Origin of the sequence: Thermococcus sp. (genome assembly GCF_027023865.1) — an archaeon.
Taxonomy (GTDB): domain Archaea; phylum Methanobacteriota_B; class Thermococci; order Thermococcales; family Thermococcaceae; genus Thermococcus.
Window position 1 is genome coordinate 13,915 of sequence record NZ_JALVUC010000012.1, and the last position, 17,033, is coordinate 30,947.

The window sequence follows — 17,033 nt, forward strand, 5'->3', positions numbered from 1 at the left end:
ATAGGGGGACGCGAAGTTTGAACGGTGGTGGTTATGGGAAACGTGGAGGAACTTACCGAGGCACTTAAAGCGGTTGAGGATGAGCTGAACCTCGCGAAGAGGGTTTACTTGGCCTTCCCGTTCATCTTTTGGGCGGCCGTGATTCCTATGCTATACCTTCTAGGCAACGTCCTCCCGTGGACTTCAGAATGGTTTCGAAATTCTTTTGGCGGCTATGGGGGGATGATACTCTCTACACTCGCGATAATCTGGTTCGTGGCCGAGGAGAGCGGGATGATAAAGAAGGTTGAGAGCCTTGAGAGGGTTCTCGGAACACCACGGAAGAGGAGCAAAGGCTACATGGTCTCTCAGATTGCCGGTTGGTTCCTTGCCGGAATGCTCGCGTTCGTATTTTCGCTCGCAACACCAGCTCAGTATGAGTTCAAGACGGCGGAGTTCATGCTCCTTCTCGCGGGCCTAGGCGTCGGCTTCATGGCACTCTCCTCCTTACTCTTCCTCAGACGGATCGAGTGGCCGCAGGTGCTCGTCTCTATAATAACCCTCTCCGCATTATACCCCCTGGCCCATTTGGAGGGCGCCATGAATCCTCAGGCCTTCTCTGTCATGGTGGTCTCAGCTTCCTTTGCCTTTGGGGGGTTCCTCTACGTCAAAAGGGCCATGAGGGAGTGAGATGAAGGTCGAGAGGCTCAGGGAGCTGGCAGATTCACCGCTCGGAAACCCGACTAGGTTAGCGATAGCCCTATACCTCCTATCCCGCGAGAGGACGACCTTCATCGAGCTCGCCAAGGCCTTAAATTTCACCCCAGGGAACCTGGAGTTCCACCTCAAGGCACTTGAAAAGGCCGGCCTCGTGAGAACCTACTACGGCTTCGGCAAAAGGCCAAGGAAGTTCGTCGAGCTGACCGAGAGGGGCACGGACGAGCTGGAGAAAGCCATGAGAATCCTCCGCGAGGTGGTGGGCGGTGATTGATTACATCCATGCAGTAATGCTCTGGCTCGCGGTCTTCGCCCCTTCCTCTGCTCTTGCTTCCCTTTTGGTAAAAAGAGGAAAGACCTTCGCGGTTACGGGCATGCAGGGGACACTCCTCATTCTATCGCTTGTTCTCATTGCATTCCTCCAAATCCCGCTTAGCTTCAGACCGTTGTATCTTCTGCAGGCGGTTCTCCTCGGATTTTCCCTCTCACTTCTCCTGAACTGGGTTGAGCAACTCCTGACACGAAGGGTTGAGGTGCCGGAGTTCCTGCCGGAGGGCCTCCCATGGAGGGTCCTGCTCCTACTCATCCTTGCCCCTCTCGCCGAGGAAGCCCTCAACAGGGGTTTAGTTGAGAGCTACCTTCTAAGCCACGGTTACCTCTGGGGCGCGATTATCCTTTCGGCGGTTCTCTTTGCGCTGCCACACTGGATGGCCTTTGAAAAGACCTCTCTTGGAGAGAGGACTTTCGTTACGGCCGGAGCCTTCGTTATGGGAGTGACCGTTGCGTACCTCTTCGCCCTGAGCGGTTCTCTCCTCACGGCCTTCACCTTTCACTCCTCGGCGAACTTTGGAGGACTTTTAATTGCCCATTTAAGGATTGGACAACGGAGTTGATTGTCCTCTGGGTTTTAGTTGAGTTGAGGGCTAAAAGCACGGAGAACGCCCGGATTCCTACCAAAAACTTTAAGAAAGAACTATGTACTGGAGTAATGGGGATGCCAATGGGCCCTCTGGGAATCTTCATCCTAGCGTTCCTGCTTTATATAACGCACGGAATTTACCTCGGCGGCTTTATAAGGGCCTTTAAAAGGTGTTTTGGGGAGATCACGGGCTACTGGATAGCGATGTCAATTTTCACCCTTCTTTTTGCCGCACTGATAACCATCGTATACCCCAGCCTCTACTTTGTCCGCTGGAGCTTTCCGGCTGATTACTTCCTTATTTTCCTCTCCCTGAGCGTTCTGACTTTTGTTCCGGTCATCTTTGGGCTCAAAAAGCCGGCAAGCCCCGAAGCGAACGGTAACGAGGAAGTTGAGTTTGTTAAAAGCATGAGTTTCAAACAGGCGGCGCTCCTCCAGATCATAAGCGCCGCCCTTCCAGAGGAACTCGTCTTCCGCTACATCTTCCTTGGCCTTTTAGCCCTCTGGAATCCCCTCGCAGGTCTCGTGGCCATCTCCCTTTTCTTCGGATTGGCCCACAAGTTCGCCCATCCAGAGCGGAAGTGGATGGTGCTCCTTTCAAACACTTTGACGGGTTTCGTACTTGGACTGACCTACATCTACACGAAAAGCCTGCTCGTTGTCATGGCCATTCACTGGCTCGACAACATGATTCCGTGGGCTTACATGAAGTACGAGAACCGTAGGAGGGTCACAGTGGGGACAACCGTGCTTTTAGCCTTTTTACCCCTTGTTCTTCTGAGGGGGAAGCTTAGTCCCATCCTTGAGTATCTGGGAGGAATTTACTCGGGCGAGGGCATCGTTTGGGGAATTGGAATAACCCTCGTGATGCTGGGCGTCGTTTACCTCGGCCTGAAGCTTTTAGGGGCCAAAGAGAAGTAATTCACCGCAAGATTAATGAGTGAACTTCCCTGCATATAAGTGGTGGGGCGCGTGGAGTGGGACTTCGATTCCTGGGCCGAAACCTACGACGATGACGTTGGGAGGGAGGATTGGATTCACGCCGATTACGAGGAGGTTCTAAAGCTTGTGGCGGAGAGAGTCGGCGGGACAGTTGTGGACATCGGCTGCGGAACGGGCAACATCCTGTGCTTTCTCAAATGCGAGCGCTACATCGGGGTTGAGCTTTCCCGCGGGATGCGGGCGAAGTTCCGGGAAAAACACGGCTTTGAGCCCCTCGACGGGCACTTCCTCAAGGTCCCGCTGCCGGAGGGGGCGGCCGATGCCGTGATAAGCACCTACGCATTCCACCACGTGCCGGATGAAGAGAAGGGGGTCGCACTGAGGGAGATGCTCCGCGTTCTGAAGCCCGAAGGGAAAATTGTCATCGGTGACGTCATGTTCGAATCGGAGGGAGAAAAGCTGAAGATTGGGAAGGAAGATGGTATCCTTGATGAAGTCCTCGACGAGTACTTTGCGACGGTCAATGAGCTGAAGGAGCTATGCGAAAGGCTTGACCTCCAATGTAGCTTTGGACGGGTTAATCGGTACGTTTGGATTGCCGAGATATTTCCCGTTCTTCTTTAAATCCTCGTGGACTCCTCTTCCCCTTTCTGGAAAACGCGTTGAACCTGCCCTTCGCCGGTTCAATGGAACCCTAAATATTTAACAATGAAAAACAGTGGCAATGGTGACTACTCTTCCCCAACTTCCGCCTTCAGGTGGGTAAGCTGCAGAGCTTCCTTAAGGCCAAGGGCATCAACGGCGAACCCGTAAAGAGCGTAGAATGATGCCATGATAACAGCGGCAACCATCCGGTCAAGTGAAAGTATCGTCGCCCTCGCCTCGCTGGGAATCCTGTGCTGTAGCTCCACTGAGATGTTGAAGCCGAAGGCAGTGCTGATGACGGTGAGGGTTATGCCCAGGAGGACGAGCCAAATCGGGTTCGTATAAATTGCAGAGAGAACAGTCAGGATTGGGAGGACCAGCGGGGCTAGTAAGTAAAGCCTCAGACTCCACGAATCAGGCAGGCGAACACCTACCAGCCTCGGAAGCGTTCTAACCGTCACCTCTACCACACCAAGGAGGCTAAGTGTGCCGATCAGGGTCGTTCCTAGGTAGCTGGATAGGACTTCCCCGAGATAAGGTTCAAAGAACTTCCTGAATTGATTAGTCTGCAGGGACACGACTATTGAGAGTGAGATGAGCCAGAAGAGCCGCGGTTTTACAAGTTCGCGGAACGAGCCGAGGGCATGGGTGAGGTACCCCTTATCGATCCTCTGAAAGTCGTACTCAGGTATTGTGGCCACCAAAACCACCGCCGAAAGCTCAACGACAAGGCTCAGAAAGAGAGGAAGGATAAAACCGCAGAATTGGGCGAGGAAAGCGCCTGTTATCAAAGTAACCGCGGATAGGGGGACGGTTATGCTCTTTGCATCCTTCATTATTCTCCGGTACTCCTTCTCCTTCTTAAGGTGCCTCAGGTTGTCGAAGAGCCATGCCTGCAGGCTTCCACTCACGAAGGCCGCCCCAAGTGCGGCAAGGAGGGAGTAGAGGAGGAGCATTGGGAAGTTCGATAGCAGTATCAAGACCACCGTGCTAAGAGCGTGGATTGAAAAGCCTACCAGAACGCTCAGCTTCCTGCTAACCCTGTCACCCACGATCCCGGTTGGAACCTCGAAGAGAAAAGCCCCCAAGACGCCCAGTGAGGTGGCTATACCGATTTGGCCGTAGGAAAAGCCCTTGATTAGGTAATAAACCACAATGAGATTCCCAATGAAGCCTATGCTGAGCAAAGCCAATAGGAGCTTGTATCTCTGTATTACATCCAACGTTGTCACCCCCTGGGTTGTATCATGGCGTCACCCCAGAGACCGAGGCCCGGATCCAGAGAACTTCATCGTCTCTTACAAATCCCGACCCTGAGGACGATGCGTCTCATGGCAGATGGTCCCCTAAACCTTCTCAATAGCCATAATTGTCTCCCCTTCTTCCTCCCTAACCCCAAGTGCAACCTCCTCACCCAAAACCTCGACCCAGCCACGCTCCCAGAGTTCTCTCTTCCAGAGGATTTCACCGTCCCTAACCTTTATCACCGCCGCTTTTCCCTCGACCTCACCCCCAACTATGAGGCAGTTCTCAATTGGCAGGAGCGAGGTTGCCACGCCGTTTGGAAGCGTTACCTCCCAGTCTCCACCCCATACCCGGAGGTCTCTCCCTTTATAACCGCCCAGGATTATTTTTCCGTCCATTTTGGCGGCCGTTAGGGCGATTCCCTCCGCGAGCTCGCTTTCCTTTATCAATTCCCCGTTTTCAGTGAACTCAAACGTCTTGACCTTCCACTTCTCCTCCCGTAAGCTCCCGACGAGGAAAAGCTTTCCATCGAGTTCAACCAGGCCGGAAATCACGGCATCGCCCCAGGGGCCGAGTTTCTTGAGCCAGAGGAGTTCGCCGTCCTCTGTAATCCTCCCCATGAAGAAGCCCCTGCTTTCTCTGTGGGAGGTCTCGCCCGCTATGAGGGTCCCGTCCCCTGCTGGCAGGATCGAGTAAACGCACTCGTTGCCGAGGATTTCCAGCTTCCTCTCCCAGAGGACTTTGAGGTTTCTGTCGAGCCTCGCTACATAGCCCTTCCAGCCCTCGCCTCCGTCGGGAGTTGCCTTCCCCTCGACGGCACCGCCGATGAGGTAGCTATCCTTGAGCTTCGCCGCACTATGTCCTTCCCAGTCGTTTTCGCCGGAGATGAACTTTACCTCCACTATCTCCTCACCTTCGAACCTCGCGAGCATTATTCTGTAATTCTTTCCGTCGTGGACACTCCCAATGAGCAGGTCGCCAGCCAGTGAAGCCGGAATCGTTTCAACGCCGAAGGAGTAGGTTTTCATCCAGAACCCTCCCGCCTGTTGATGGTTTGATGATTCTCCTTAAAGAACCATGGCAAAGGTTTTAAAATTTTTGCCGGTTAGTAGTAAATGGGTGGCAGGGATGAAGAGGAAAAACTTCACCGGGTTTCTAGTGCTTCTGCTCCTCCTAGCTCTGTTCGCTTCTTCATATTCCCTGTGGAATTGCCGGAAAGACCAGGAGAGCCTTCTAATGGTCCTTTACATAGATGGTCTGAAAGACGCCAGAGGACTCTCAGATGTCGGCGGAACCTTTGAGTACCTACTCCGCGAGAACGCTTCGGATGGTCTCATAATCTCCCATGCCTACGCGTACTCCATCAGGGTAGAACACCTTAAAGAGGCTTTCGACCTCCTCCAAGCATACACGGATGATGGGAGGTTTCAGCTAATGTTCTCGGCCACGTCCAACTACCATCTGTTTCTTCAAGTAGTTAGCTTCGGCAACTCCACGACGAGAAACGTCCTCATCGAGAAGAACCTTGAAACGCTCAAGGAACTCGACAATCTCATGAAGAACGTAACGGAATACCAGAACCCGGGCGATCTACCTGAGGAGCTCGTTGAGAAGATTTTCCAGACCTCTGAGAAGCTGGAGGTTTGATAATGAGGGTAGTCTTAATCCCCATGCGTGTCAAAACCGGGGATTTCAACGCCAACTGGGAAGAATTCGAAAGGCGCTTCAGCGAGGCCCTAGCACATAAACCTGACTTCATAGTCTTCCCCGAGTACTGCTTCACAGGCTTTGTGGAGTGGAACTTCAGCGGGGCGGGGCTTTACGATGAGATAATCGGGCGGGTGAGCAGGCTCGCGAGGGAGAAAGGTGTTTATGTCGTCTTTGGCCTTCTGGAGCCCTACAGAAACTGCGTTTATAACTCAGCCCTCCTAATCGGCAGGGACGGCGAGGTTCTCCTAAAACACCGCAAGTTTCAGGAGCCGATGAAGTTCTGCACCGGCAACACGGTCAGGACTGCAAAAACGGAGTTCGGCAAGGTCTCCCTAATCCTCTGCGGCGACCTCTACAACAAGCGCATCCTGAAGTGGGTGAGAAGGAAAAGGCCGGACTACCTCTTCGTGCCGATGGAGTACTCACCGGGTTACGGGAAGCCGGACGCGGGGGACGTTGAAGCGATGGCCAAGCGGGTTAAGCTCCTCGGCGTTAAGGCCTTCATAGTCAACAGCTACCCGCCGGGCGGGGCCTGGGTCTTCGATGCTGACGGAACCCTGCTCGCCTCGGCCGAGGGAGAGGAGGCCCTTATCTGGGAGGGACAACCCTAAAATACATTGCCGCCGAATTGTCCCCAGTGGACTCGATGGAGCTCTACGACGTTGATGAGTTCTGGAAGTTTGATTTACGGGTCGGCCTCGTGAAGAAGGCCGAGAGGCTGAAGAGAACCCGGAAGCTCATTAAGCTTGAGGTTGACTTTGGAAGTGAGGAGCGGACGATAATCAGTGGCATAGCAGACCAGTATTCACCGGAGGACTTTGAAGGGAAGAAGTTCGTCTTCGTCCTCAACCTGAAGCCCAAGAAGCTCTCCGGCGTCGAGAGCAGGGGGATGCTGATCGTTGCGGAGACGGAAGATGGGAAGGTCTATCTCCTCCCGATTCCCGACGAGGTGCCTGGTGGAACGAAGGTGTGGTGAATGTGGCCCTCGGCAAGGTTCGTCGATGACAACGTGGCCTTCTCTCGGATGCCAACGAGGAGCGAGCTGGGCAAAGTGGCTGAGGAGTTCGACGCCGTTGTTGTCCTTGTCGAGGAGTTCGAACTTCCGTATCCTTTCGAAGAATGGAAGAAGAGGGGAGTTGAGGTTCTCCACAGCCAGATAGAAGATTTTACGGCCCCAAGCCTCAGCCAGCTCCTCGAAATCCTTCGCTGGATCGATGCCAGAGTCAGGCAGGGGAAGAGGATCCTCGTTCACTGTATGGGAGGCCTAGGGAGGAGTGGGACCATCGCGGTCGCCTGGCTCATGTACTCGAAGAACCTTTCCCTGCGTGAAGCCCTCCGGAGGGTTCGCTCGCTGAGGCCCGGTGCCGTCGAGAGCGACGAACAGATGGAGGTTTTATGGGAGCTCCAAGAATTTTTGAAAAGGTGACCATATCTTTCCCGGATTTTCCACATTTTGAGGCATTCTGACAGAAAAGGTTGCGATGGGTTTATATACACCCCTCAGGGAAGGGGGGCAGGTGATACCTATGGGGAGAGGGAATCTCGGATTTGCGGGAAGTGCCTTTGGACTTGTTAACTGCAGGGTGAGCTACCGCCATCATCATCTCTTCTGACGGGACCTTTCCAGGGTTGCTGGTTAGAACCAATGTTTTTCAGGGGGTGTTCTCTTGAAAAGGACAATAGAAGACTACCTTAGGTTAGCTGAGATAAGCAACAGGCTCAGAAATGTTTTTGAGCTGTGGGGCTACCGTGAGGTGCTTTTCCCGACCATCGAGGAGTATTCCGGGGGGATCAGGAAGGGAACCAAGTTCGCGTACGACAATGGGTTCTACCTCATAAACCCTGACCCCACCTCGAGAATCATAAAGGAGTTTGCGGACAGCTCTATGAGACTGTTTTACATAACGGAGGTTCTCAACGGGGGTATACGGGGAGAATGGCAGGCAGGAGTCGAGATGATAGGCTTCGACGGCATGGAGCTCTCCGTTGAGCCGATCCTCGTGGCCATAACCGCCATGGAGGCGCTGGGAATAGAGGAGTTCTACGTCGACGTGGGGAGCCTCTCCGTGTGGAAGGAGGCCATCTCCGATATTCCAGAGTTCCAGGGAGTCGTCTTCACCGCCCTGACACGGAGAAACTTTGAGCTCGTTGAGAGGCTTCCTATAACCCGGGAGAAGAAAGACCTGCTGTGGAACCTCTTCAACTTCAGGGGGCGGGAAAGCAGCTTTGAGAAGCTCGACAGGGTCGTTAGACTAATCGGGGATGAGAGGGTTTTCATAGACCTCGGCACGGTCAGGCCGCTGCCATACTACACCGATTTGATCTTTGAAATCTATTCCCCCAAGCTTGGAAGGCCCCTCGGGGGTGGGGGGGAGTACTCGATAGGCTCCAAAAAGGCTGCCGGGTTCTACCTTGACATAGGGGCAATTTCAAAACTCTACTCCGGAAAAGAGCGGCAGAGGGCCCTTGTCGCTGCCGAGGACACATGTGAAGCGTACAGGAAGGCCAGAAAGTTCGTGAAGCTTGGAATCCCCGTGGAGGTGAGAAGATGAGGTTCGTTCTCGCAAAGGGACGCCTTTTCGGGCCCTCGTTGGAGTACCTGAGAAAAGCCGGGCTCCAGCTCTCCCCGCCGGGGGGTCGGGAGCTCGTCTCGGCGGACGGGAAGGTTCTCCTGGCCAGGGCCTTTGACGTCCCGGTCTACGTCGAACACGGCATAGACGTCGGCATAGCTGGCAGCGACGTCGTCGAGGAGAGGGGCAGCGACGTTCTGGTTCCCCTTGAGCTCCCCTTTGGGAAGTGCAGGATGAGCGTTGCAATGCCGAAGGAGAGGGTCATTGAGCCCGGCGAGATGGATGGCTTCAGGATAGCGACCAAGTACCCGAGGATAGCGCGGTCCTACTTCGAATCCCTCGGCGTCGATGTCGAAATCATAAAGCTCAACGGCAGTGTCGAGCTGTCGGTGGTGACCGGGATAGCCGATGCCATAGTGGACATAGTTGAGACCGGGAGCACGCTCAGGGCAAACGGCCTCGTGGAGGTCGAGAAAATAATGGACGTTTCAGCCCTGCTCCTCGTTAACCGCATAGCTCAGAAGGTGAGGTTTGAGGAGATAAACGACCTGGTTAAAAGGCTCAGGAGGGTTAGGGATGGATCTTGAGAGGTACGTGTCGGGGATGCTGGCCGACATAAGGGAGAGGGGCCTGGAGGCCGTCAAGGAGTACTCGGAGAGGTTCGATAGTTACGGTGGGCCCTTCCGGGTCAGCGAGGAGGAGTTTGAGGAGGCAGAAAAGCTGATCCCGGAGAGGGACATGGAGATAATAGCGAGAACAATCGAGCGCATACGGGCCTACCACGAGAGGCAGAAGCCAGAAGACGGACTCTTCATCCGGAACGGTTCCCTCTACGGCCTGATGTACCGCCCGATAAGGAGGATAGGCATCTACGTCCCCGGTGGGAAGCCGCTCCCCTCGACGCTGATGATGGTGGGGGTCCCCGCCAGGGTGGCCGGGGTCGGGGAGATAGCAGTCACAATCCCCCCGAAGGACGGAAAGGTGAACCCCTATGTCCTCTACGTGGCCAGGCTCCTCGGCATAGAGGAGGTCTACAAGCTCGGTGGAGTCCAGGCGATAGGGGCGATGGCTTACGGGATAGGCATGAAGAAGGTGGACAAGATATTCGGGCCTGGAAACAGGTTCGTCAACGAGGCCAAGAGGCAGGTGTTTGGGGTGGTGGGCATAGACAGCCTCGCCGGCCCTTCGGAGATAGCCGTCATAGCGGACGGAAGTGCGGAGAAGGAATACGTGCTCGCCGACCTCCTCAGCCAGCTGGAGCACGGGAGGGACAGCAAGGCCTGGCTCCTGACGACGTCGAAGGAGCTCGCGGCCTACTGCTCGCGCGAGGGAATAGAGGTCATGCTCTGCGAGACCCTTGAGGAGTGCGCCGAGAAGGCCAACGAGATAGCGCCGGAGCACCTTGAGATAATCACCGCCCGGCCGATGGAGCTCGTTGACCTGATCGAGAACGCGGGTGCGATTTACCTCGGCCCCTACACGCCGGTGCCGGCGGCGGATTACTTCCTCGGCGTCAACCACGTCCTTCCCACAGGGGGGACGGCGAAGTTCAGCGGTGTCCTGACGGTGAGGGACTTCATGAAGCCGATAAGCGTCGCTCAGGTGAGTAGAGGGGAGTTCCTCGCGGAGAGGGAGCTGGGCATCCGCCTGGCGGAGATAGAGGGAATGGCCTTCCACAGGGAGAGCATGGAGGTGAGGAAATGAGGAGGGAGACCCGGGAGACCAGGATAGAGGTAGAGCTCGATGCCGGTGGCGGAGTGAAGACCGGGGACGCGGTGTTCGACCACATGTTGACGGCCATGTCCTTCTACATGGGGCGGGAGATCAGGGTGAGCGCGGCCTACGACCTGAGGCACCACCTTTGGGAGGACACGGGAATAACCCTTGGGGAGGAGCTCCGCTCCAAGCTCCCGGAGAGGTTCGCCCGCTTTGGAAGCTCTGTGATGCCGATGGATGATGCCCTCGTCATCGTCGCGGTTGACATCTCCGGGAGGCCCTACGTGAACCTGGAGGTATCTCCCGCCGAATCCGAGGAGGGATTTTCCACGGCGCTCTTCCGTGAGTTCCTCTGGGGGCTGGCCCGCTCCCTGAGGGCCACTATCCACGTTAAGCAGCTGGCGGGCACCAACGCGCACCACATCATCGAAGCCGCATTCAAGGGACTTGGGGTTGCCCTAGGGGAAGCGGTGATGGAGGGGAAGGAGCTGAAAAGCACGAAGGGACTGCTGGAGGTGTGAAATTGATAGCCATTGTTGACCTGGGCATAGGCAACCTCGCCAACGTGAGGAAGGCCCTTGGGGGCGTGGTTACAAGCGACCCCTACGAGATAGAGAGGGCGGAGAAGGTAGTCCTGCCCGGTGTGGGGAACTTTGGGGCCGTCATGGGGAGGCTTGAACCGCTCAGGGACGTCATACTCGACGCCATAAACGATGGGAAGCCCTTCCTTGGGATATGCCTGGGCCTCCAGCTCCTCTTTGAGGGGAGCGAGGAGAGCCCGGGAAAGCCCGGCCTCGGGGTTTTCAGGGGGGAGGTGGTCAGGTTCAGAGGCGTTAGGACACCGCACATCGGCTGGAACCAGCTGTGGAAGAGGAGGGACTGCCCTCTCTTTGAGGACATAAAAGACGGAGCGTACTTCTACTTCGTCCACTCCTACTACGCCCTGCCGGAGAGGGAGGAGATAATCGCGGGCGTTACCGACTACGGGTCGAGGGGGAAAGAGATAATTTTCACCTCCGCGGTCTGCAGAGTCAACGTTTACGCGGTGCAGTTTCACCCGGAGAAGAGCGGGAAGAACGGGCTCAGAGTCATGGCAAACTTCAGGGGGCTCTGAGATGGAGGTCTACCCTGCCATAGACCTGATGGATGGAAGGGCCGTGAGGCTCTACAGGGGAAGGAGGGAGAGCGTTAAGGTCTACGGCGACCCCGTGATGATAGCGGAGCGCTTCGCGGAGCTGGTGAACAAGATCCACATCGTTGACTTAGATGGGGCTTTCGAGGGCTTTCCTCGGAACCTCGACGTTGTAAAGAGGATAATCGAGGAGACCGGGTTGAGAGTCCAGTTTGGCGGGGGTCTGAGGAGCTACGAGGCCGTTGCCAGGGCCTACGAAGCCGGGGTGGAGAACGTCATAATAGGCACGAAGGCGTTCGACATAGAGTTCCTCAGGGAGGTAACTGACGACTTCGAGGGAGTAACCGTCAGCCTGGACTCAAGGGGCGGAAGGGTCTCCGTCATGGGCTGGCTTGAGAGCAGGATGGACGTCAAAGAGGCCTACGAACTTTTGAGGGACTACGTGAACAGGTTCGTTTACACGTCCGTTGAAAGGGACGGGACGCTGACGGGAATAGAGGAAATCGAGCGCTTCTGGAAAAGCGAGGAGTTCATCTACGCCGGGGGAGTTTCGAGCGCCGATAATCTGAGAAGGCTCGTCGAAATAGGGTTTTCTGGAGTTATAGTTGGGAAAGCTCTGTATGAAGGCCTCGTAACCCTTGAGGAGCTTCTGGAGGTGGCGGAATGCTTGCGAAAAGGATAATCGCGGCGCTGGACATAAAGAACGGCCGGGTTGTCAAGGGCATCAGGTTTAGGAACATAAGGGACGCGGGAGACCCCGTGGAGCTCGCCAGGAGGTACGAGCGGGAGGGGATAGACGAGATAGTCTTCCTCGATATAACCGCCTCCCACGAGAGAAGGGGAATCCTCCTTGAACTTGTCAGGAAAATCGCTGGGGAAATATACGTCCCCTTCACCGTTGGAGGTGGTATAAGAACCGTGGAGGGGATAAGGGATATAATCAAGGGCGGTGCAGACAAGGTCTTCCTCAACACCGCGGCGGTGGAAAATCCCGAAGTGGTGAGAAAAGCGGCCAGTGTGGTGGGCTCTGCCAACCTCGTTGTTGCGATAGATGCCAAATGGAACGGCTCGTACTGGGAGGTGTACACCCACGGGGGCAGGAAGGCGCGGGGGATGGACGCGATTGAATGGGCCAGGAGAGTGGAGGAGCTCGGTGCCGGCGAGATACTTTTGACCAGCATGGACACGGATGGAACGAAGGAAGGCTTTGACATCCCGCTGACGAGGGCGGTCGTGGAGGAGGTTGACATCCCGGTCATAGCCTCAGGAGGAGCCGGAAAACCTGAGCACTTCTACGAGGCCTTCAAGGCGGGAGCAGAGGCCGCGCTGGCGGCTTCGATATTCCACTACGGTGAATACACCGTCGGCGAGCTGAAGAGGTTCCTGGCCGAAAGGGGTGTTCCCGTTAGACTGGACTACTGAGGTGGTACGATGAGCGTCGAGAACTTGATAGGCCAGGTTGACTGGGAGAAAGGAGGGGGGTAGTCCCCGTTGTGGTTCAGGACACTGAGGGAAACGTTCTCACCCTGGCGTACACGGATGCCGAGGCCCTTCGGAGGACCCTTGAGACCGGCTACGCCCACTACTATTCGCGCTCCCAGGGGCGGGTCAGGATGAAGGGAGAAGTGAGCGGCAACGTTCAGGTCGTCAGAGAGGTCAGGATAGACTGCGACAACGATGCCATCCTTCTCGTGGTCGAGCCGAGGGGGCCGGCCTGCCACACGGGCAACTACTCCTGCTTCTACAGGAAGCTTGGGGAGCCCGAGAGGGTGCTCCCTATGGACTACTCCCTCACGATACTCCGGGAGCTGGAGGAGCTGATACGGAAGCGGAGGGAAGAACCCGTTGAAGGCTCCTATACCTCAAAGCTGTTCGCCGAGGGGAGGGAGAGGATATACAAGAAGTTTGGAGAGGAGGCTGTCGAGGTTCTCGTGGCTGAGAGCAGGGAGGGGATAGTCTACGAGACCGCTGACATGCTCTACCACCTCCTCGTCCTTCTGGCCTACAACAACATCCCGCTTGGTGAGGTCATGGCGGAGCTGAGGAGGCGGAGGGGATGAAGATAAGGAAGGAGTTCCTTGAGTTTCCCCCATACCGGGTCGTTGAGGGGGACTACCGGATATGGCTGGATAAAAACGAGAACCCCTATGACGTTCCCGGGTGGCTCAAGGAGGAGATATTCGAGGAGCTCAGGGAGGTTCCCTTCAACCGCTACCCTCACATAACCTCGATGCCGCTCAGAGAAGCGATAGCCGAGTTCTACGGCATCGGGCCTGAGAACGTGGCGGTGGGCAACGGGGGTGACGAGCTGCTCAGCTACCTCGTGGGGCTCTTCCAGGGGGGTCACGTGGTCACGACGTCGCCGACCTTCGGGATGTATTCCTTCTACGCCCGGCTAAAAGGGATCCCGGTTCTTGATGTCCCTCTAGGGGAGGACTTCACGATCGACGGCGGTTCAATCGCGGAGAAGTCGCAGGGGGCCGCTGCGGTCTTCATAGCCTCACCCAACAACCCCACGGGAAACCTCCAGCCTGAGGAGGAGATAGTCAAAGTCCTTGAGAGCGGTGCGCCGGTGGTTCTCGACGAGGCCTACGCCGAGTTTGCAGGGAAGAGCCTGTGGAAGCTGGTGTTTGAGTACCCCAACCTGATGGTGCTGCGGACATTTTCAAAGGCCTTCAGCCTCGCGGGGGCCAGGCTGGGCTACCTGATTGCGAATGAGGAAGTTGTAGACACCCTCTACAGGATAAAGTCCCCCTTCAGCCTCAACTCCCTTTCAATGACCGCCGCCATCGTCCTCCTCAGACACTACGACCTCGTGGAAAGGACGGTGAGGCGGATAGTTGGGGAGAGGGAGAGGGTTTACTGCCGGCTCAGGGACTACTCGTACCCGAGCGACGCAAACTTTCTGCTGATAAGGCTGGATGCTCACGGCTACCTACTCTCAAAGGGAATAGTCGTGAGAAAACTGAGCGGAAGGCTTGGGGGGATGATCCGGGTCACCATCGGCAGGAGATGGGAGAACGACGCCCTGATAAACGCTCTGGAGGAGTTCGCGGATGGGGTATAAGTGGGTGGTCTTTGACGTTGATGGAGTCCTCATAGACGTACGGGAGAGCTACGATATTGCCACCAAGCTAACGGCGGAGTTTTTCCTTGGTATCCTCGGCAGAAGGGAGGTGGTATGTCTGGATCACGTCAGGAAGCTCAGGTTAAAGGGCTCCTTTGGCGACGACTTCAAGGTCAGTGAGGCCCTCGTAATCCTGGCCCTGGCAGGGGATCTTGGGAGGATAGAGAGCCTCCCGGATGGAGTAACCATTGGGGAAATACGTGATGAGTATGGGATAGGCCTTGAGACAGAGGATGTGGAGAGGGTCTTCAACACGTTCTACCTGGGGGAGCAGTTCGATGGGATGGCCTTCCCATCGCGCGGGCTGTGGAGGAAGGAAAAGCCCATAGTTAAGAGGGGTCTCCTCCGTGAGCTGGAAAAGAGGTACAAAACCGGAGTCCTGACAGGGAGGAGCAAGCTTGAACTGAAGCTTGCCGAGGAGATTATCGGGTACCGGTTTAAGCGCGCGATCACGAGGGAGCTCTACCTGAAACCGGATCCGCGGGCCCTCTGGGAGCTGGTCGGTGGCGAGTATGGGGTTTACATTGGTGACACCCGTAACGATGAGCTTCTGGTGGAGAACTACCGCAGGGAATACGGGGAGTTTGATTTCATCATGGTTGGCAGGGACGTCTCCAACGTTAATCAGGCAATTGAAGAAATTCTTGCTCTGAACAAGACTGCCGCAGGGTCGGACGTTCTGTCCGAAAACTCTCTAAGCGAACGGGGGTGAAAATTATGAGGGTAGCGGTTATAGGTGCCGGAACCATAGGGAGTGCCGTGGCCAGGGCCCTGAGTGAGGCGGGCCACGAAGTTGTGGCCACCAGGAGGAACCTGGAGAAGGTTAAATGGCTTGAGGAATACTGCGTGAGGCTCACACGGGACAACACGGAGGCGGCAGAATGGGCCGAGGCCGTTTTCCTCGCGGTTAAACCGAGTAAGGTCGGGGCAGTACTAGATGAAATTGGGGAAAAGCTCGGGGGAAAGCTTCTAATATCCCTTGCCGCGGGTGTGGGGCTGGGGTACATCAGGAGAAAGGCCCCGGATGCTAAAGCCGTCAGAGCGATGCCGAACATAGCAATCCTCGTTAAGGAGTCGTTCACTGCCTACGCGACAGACCTTGAGGGCGATGACCTGGAGACGATCAAGAGCTTTTTCTCCGCCTTCGGGCGCTGTATCCGGGTCGATGAGGAGCATATGGACGCAATAACAGGGCTAAGCGGCTCCGGACCGGCCTACGTCACGGTCTTCCTTGAGGCCATGGTCTACGGCGGACTGAGGGTTGGGCTCCCAAGGGAGACGGCAAGGCTCGCCGCCCTCCAGACCCTGCTGGGGACTGCGAAGCTCCTGATGGAGACGGATGAGCATCCGGCCGAGGTGAGGGAGTGGGTGATAACTCCCGGTGGAACGACCATAGACGGCGTCTTTGAGCTTGAGGAGGGAAGGGTAAGGACGGCCCTGATGAAGGCGGTGGACGCGGCCACCAAAAAGTCAAGGATACTCTCGAAGAAGACTTAAAATCCGTTGAAGCTTACGACCTCGTCGAGCTTCCTCCTCTCGTATTTTGGCTTTGGATCAGCCGGGTAGCCGACTGGCAGGATGGTCTGGAGCTTGTACTCTGGTGGGGCCTTCAGCAGCTCCTCGATGGGCTTCGGGTTCGGCGGCGTGTAGGTCACCGTTCCGAGGCCGAGCTCCTCAAGGGCTAGAAGCAGGTAGGCGACTGCTATCCACGTTGATTGGAGCCAGTATGGGGCCTTCGTGTGCCCGAAGACGAGGATCAGGTATGGTGCGTCACTCAGGAACGGCTTCTCCGGCCTGAACCCCTTGGCGTTCAGCCATGCCATCAGGTCACCCCTGGTCTTTGCGTAGAACTTCTCCTCTTCCGCCTCGCAGAGCCCCCTTATTTTACCCTTAAGCCAGTCGTCGTCGACCACGACAAACCGCCAGGGCTGGGCGTTCATTCCAGAAGGAGCTTCCTTCGCGGCGTTTATCGCCTTTAGAAGGTCATCTTTGGGTGGTTTGTCGGGGAGGAACTGCCTCACGGTCTTCCGCCTCTTCGCCAGCTCGAGAACGCGCATGATATCACCGTACAGAATTGGCCTTTCCCCAAAAGGCTTTTACGGTTCTTGCGAACTCACTTCGATGAGGCGGAGGTATCTCCTGTCATCTGTGCTCATCATCCTGCTCGTTGTGGGGATTGTTGAGTGGTACGGGGAGAGCAATTCCATTTTTCTCTTGAAAGCCTTGTCCTTTAGGGCGGGGATGCAGTAAACCGCCCAACGGCCCTTAAAGAGGAAAGCAAATCGTTTTAAAACCTAAGAGCCATACCATACCTTGGAATGAAGCGGACAG

Annotated in this window: 23 protein-coding genes and 1 pseudogene; 21 read left to right on the forward strand and 3 right to left on the reverse strand. The window is 56.0% G+C overall.

What is annotated here, in order from left to right:
* The first annotated feature begins 24 nt into the window (after window positions 1-24).
* The 5 genes from MV421_RS03770 to MV421_RS03790 all read left to right on the forward strand — a co-directional run bounded on the left by MV421_RS03770 (window position 25) and on the right by MV421_RS03790 (window position 3,181).
* The gene (locus MV421_RS03770) at window positions 25-669 is read left to right on the forward strand and encodes a hypothetical protein (RefSeq protein WP_297416970.1); all 645 of its coding nucleotides are present in this window, start codon (window positions 25-27) and stop codon (window positions 667-669) included.
* 1 nt (window position 670) lies between these two features.
* A complete protein-coding gene (locus tag MV421_RS03775) occupies window positions 671-970 on the forward strand; it encodes a transcriptional regulator (RefSeq protein WP_297416967.1) in 300 nt (99 codons plus the stop codon).
* Window positions 963-1,589: a CPBP family intramembrane glutamic endopeptidase gene (locus MV421_RS03780; RefSeq protein WP_297503665.1), complete on the forward strand. Its 627-nt coding sequence runs from the start codon at window positions 963-965 to the stop codon at window positions 1,587-1,589. The genes MV421_RS03775 and MV421_RS03780 overlap by 8 nt, the downstream gene beginning before the upstream one ends.
* 95 nt (window positions 1,590-1,684) lie before the next feature.
* Window positions 1,685-2,536 carry a CPBP family intramembrane glutamic endopeptidase gene (locus MV421_RS03785; RefSeq protein ID WP_297416961.1) on the forward strand — a complete coding sequence of 284 codons (852 nt, stop codon included), beginning with the start codon at window positions 1,685-1,687 and terminating at the stop codon, window positions 2,534-2,536.
* Window positions 2,537-2,587: 51 nt separating this feature from the next.
* Window positions 2,588-3,181: a class I SAM-dependent methyltransferase gene (locus MV421_RS03790; RefSeq protein WP_297416959.1), complete on the forward strand. Its 594-nt coding sequence runs from the start codon at window positions 2,588-2,590 to the stop codon at window positions 3,179-3,181.
* A 107-nt stretch (window positions 3,182-3,288) separates the two neighbouring features.
* Here MV421_RS03790 and MV421_RS03795 read toward each other — a convergent pair whose 3' ends face one another.
* Both MV421_RS03795 and MV421_RS03800 read right to left on the reverse strand, forming a co-directional pair.
* Window positions 3,289-4,425 (reverse strand): MFS transporter, encoded by a 1,137-nt coding sequence (locus tag MV421_RS03795; RefSeq protein ID WP_297517871.1) that lies wholly within the window; start codon window positions 4,423-4,425, stop codon window positions 3,289-3,291.
* Window positions 4,426-4,548: 123 nt separating this feature from the next.
* Window positions 4,549-5,475: a hypothetical protein gene (locus MV421_RS03800; protein ID WP_297517874.1), complete on the reverse strand. Its 927-nt coding sequence runs from the start codon at window positions 5,473-5,475 to the stop codon at window positions 4,549-4,551.
* A gap of 91 nt (window positions 5,476-5,566) precedes the next feature.
* Here MV421_RS03800 and MV421_RS03805 point away from each other — a divergent pair, with 91 nt between their 5' ends.
* From MV421_RS03805 to proC, 15 genes and pseudogenes are all read left to right on the forward strand, one after another.
* Window positions 5,567-6,094 carry a hypothetical protein gene (locus MV421_RS03805; protein ID WP_297503498.1) on the forward strand — a complete coding sequence of 176 codons (528 nt, stop codon included), beginning with the start codon at window positions 5,567-5,569 and terminating at the stop codon, window positions 6,092-6,094.
* Between the two features lie 2 nt (window positions 6,095-6,096).
* Window positions 6,097-6,768: a carbon-nitrogen hydrolase family protein gene (locus MV421_RS03810; RefSeq protein ID WP_297416948.1), complete on the forward strand. Its 672-nt coding sequence runs from the start codon at window positions 6,097-6,099 to the stop codon at window positions 6,766-6,768.
* Window positions 6,769-6,794: 26 nt separating this feature from the next.
* Window positions 6,795-7,133: a methionine--tRNA ligase subunit beta gene (gene metG, locus MV421_RS03815; RefSeq protein WP_297416945.1), complete on the forward strand. Its 339-nt coding sequence runs from the start codon at window positions 6,795-6,797 to the stop codon at window positions 7,131-7,133.
* Window positions 7,134-7,583, forward strand: coding sequence for a dual specificity protein phosphatase family protein (locus tag MV421_RS03820; protein ID WP_297503496.1), 450 nt, complete (start codon window positions 7,134-7,136; stop codon window positions 7,581-7,583). It begins immediately after the preceding gene.
* A 241-nt stretch (window positions 7,584-7,824) separates the two neighbouring features.
* Window positions 7,825-8,709 (forward strand): ATP phosphoribosyltransferase regulatory subunit, encoded by an 885-nt coding sequence (locus tag MV421_RS03825; protein ID WP_297416797.1) that lies wholly within the window; start codon window positions 7,825-7,827, stop codon window positions 8,707-8,709.
* Complete coding sequence (gene hisG, locus MV421_RS03830; RefSeq protein WP_297416800.1) at window positions 8,706-9,314, forward strand: ATP phosphoribosyltransferase; 609 nt, start codon at window positions 8,706-8,708, stop codon at window positions 9,312-9,314. The genes MV421_RS03825 and hisG overlap by 4 nt, the downstream gene beginning before the upstream one ends.
* Window positions 9,304-10,431 carry a histidinol dehydrogenase gene (gene hisD / locus MV421_RS03835; RefSeq protein ID WP_297416803.1) on the forward strand — a complete coding sequence of 376 codons (1,128 nt, stop codon included), beginning with the start codon at window positions 9,304-9,306 and terminating at the stop codon, window positions 10,429-10,431. The genes hisG and hisD overlap by 11 nt, the downstream gene beginning before the upstream one ends.
* Entirely contained in the window at window positions 10,428-10,964 is a 537-nt protein-coding gene (gene hisB / locus MV421_RS03840; RefSeq protein ID WP_297503494.1) for an imidazoleglycerol-phosphate dehydratase HisB, read from the forward strand. The genes hisD and hisB overlap by 4 nt, the downstream gene beginning before the upstream one ends.
* Entirely contained in the window at window positions 10,961-11,557 is a 597-nt protein-coding gene (gene hisH / locus MV421_RS03845; RefSeq protein WP_297416811.1) for an imidazole glycerol phosphate synthase subunit HisH, read from the forward strand. Before hisB ends, hisH begins: the two co-directional genes overlap by 4 nt.
* Before the next feature lies 1 nt (window position 11,558).
* Window positions 11,559-12,257: a 1-(5-phosphoribosyl)-5-((5-phosphoribosylamino)methylideneamino)imidazole-4-carboxamide isomerase gene (gene hisA / locus MV421_RS03850; protein WP_297416813.1), complete on the forward strand. Its 699-nt coding sequence runs from the start codon at window positions 11,559-11,561 to the stop codon at window positions 12,255-12,257.
* Window positions 12,239-12,997, forward strand: a complete 759-nt coding sequence (gene hisF, locus MV421_RS03855; RefSeq protein WP_297416816.1) for an imidazole glycerol phosphate synthase subunit HisF — start codon at window positions 12,239-12,241, stop codon at window positions 12,995-12,997. Before hisA ends, hisF begins: the two co-directional genes overlap by 19 nt.
* Before the next feature lie 9 nt (window positions 12,998-13,006).
* Window positions 13,007-13,635: pseudogene (hisIE, locus tag MV421_RS03860) on the forward strand (bifunctional phosphoribosyl-AMP cyclohydrolase/phosphoribosyl-ATP diphosphatase HisIE).
* The gene (hisC, locus tag MV421_RS03865; protein WP_297503492.1) at window positions 13,632-14,642 is read left to right on the forward strand and encodes a histidinol-phosphate transaminase; all 1,011 of its coding nucleotides are present in this window, start codon (window positions 13,632-13,634) and stop codon (window positions 14,640-14,642) included. The pseudogene hisIE and the gene hisC overlap by 4 nt, the downstream one beginning before the upstream one ends.
* Complete coding sequence (locus MV421_RS03870; protein ID WP_297503490.1) at window positions 14,632-15,414, forward strand: hydrolase; 783 nt, start codon at window positions 14,632-14,634, stop codon at window positions 15,412-15,414. Before hisC ends, MV421_RS03870 begins: the two co-directional genes overlap by 11 nt.
* A gap of 5 nt (window positions 15,415-15,419) precedes the next feature.
* Window positions 15,420-16,199, forward strand: coding sequence for a pyrroline-5-carboxylate reductase (gene proC, locus MV421_RS03875; protein WP_297416825.1), 780 nt, complete (start codon window positions 15,420-15,422; stop codon window positions 16,197-16,199).
* On the opposite strand, the gene MV421_RS03880 is transcribed toward proC, so the two are convergent.
* Window positions 16,196-16,759, reverse strand: coding sequence for a nitroreductase family protein (locus tag MV421_RS03880; protein ID WP_297416827.1), 564 nt, complete (start codon window positions 16,757-16,759; stop codon window positions 16,196-16,198). The genes proC and MV421_RS03880 overlap by 4 nt on opposite strands.
* 64 nt (window positions 16,760-16,823) lie before the next feature.
* Here MV421_RS03880 and MV421_RS03885 point away from each other — a divergent pair, with 64 nt between their 5' ends.
* Window positions 16,824-16,952: a hypothetical protein gene (locus tag MV421_RS03885; protein ID WP_297503488.1), complete on the forward strand. Its 129-nt coding sequence runs from the start codon at window positions 16,824-16,826 to the stop codon at window positions 16,950-16,952.
* The last annotated feature ends 81 nt before the right edge of the window (window positions 16,953-17,033 follow it).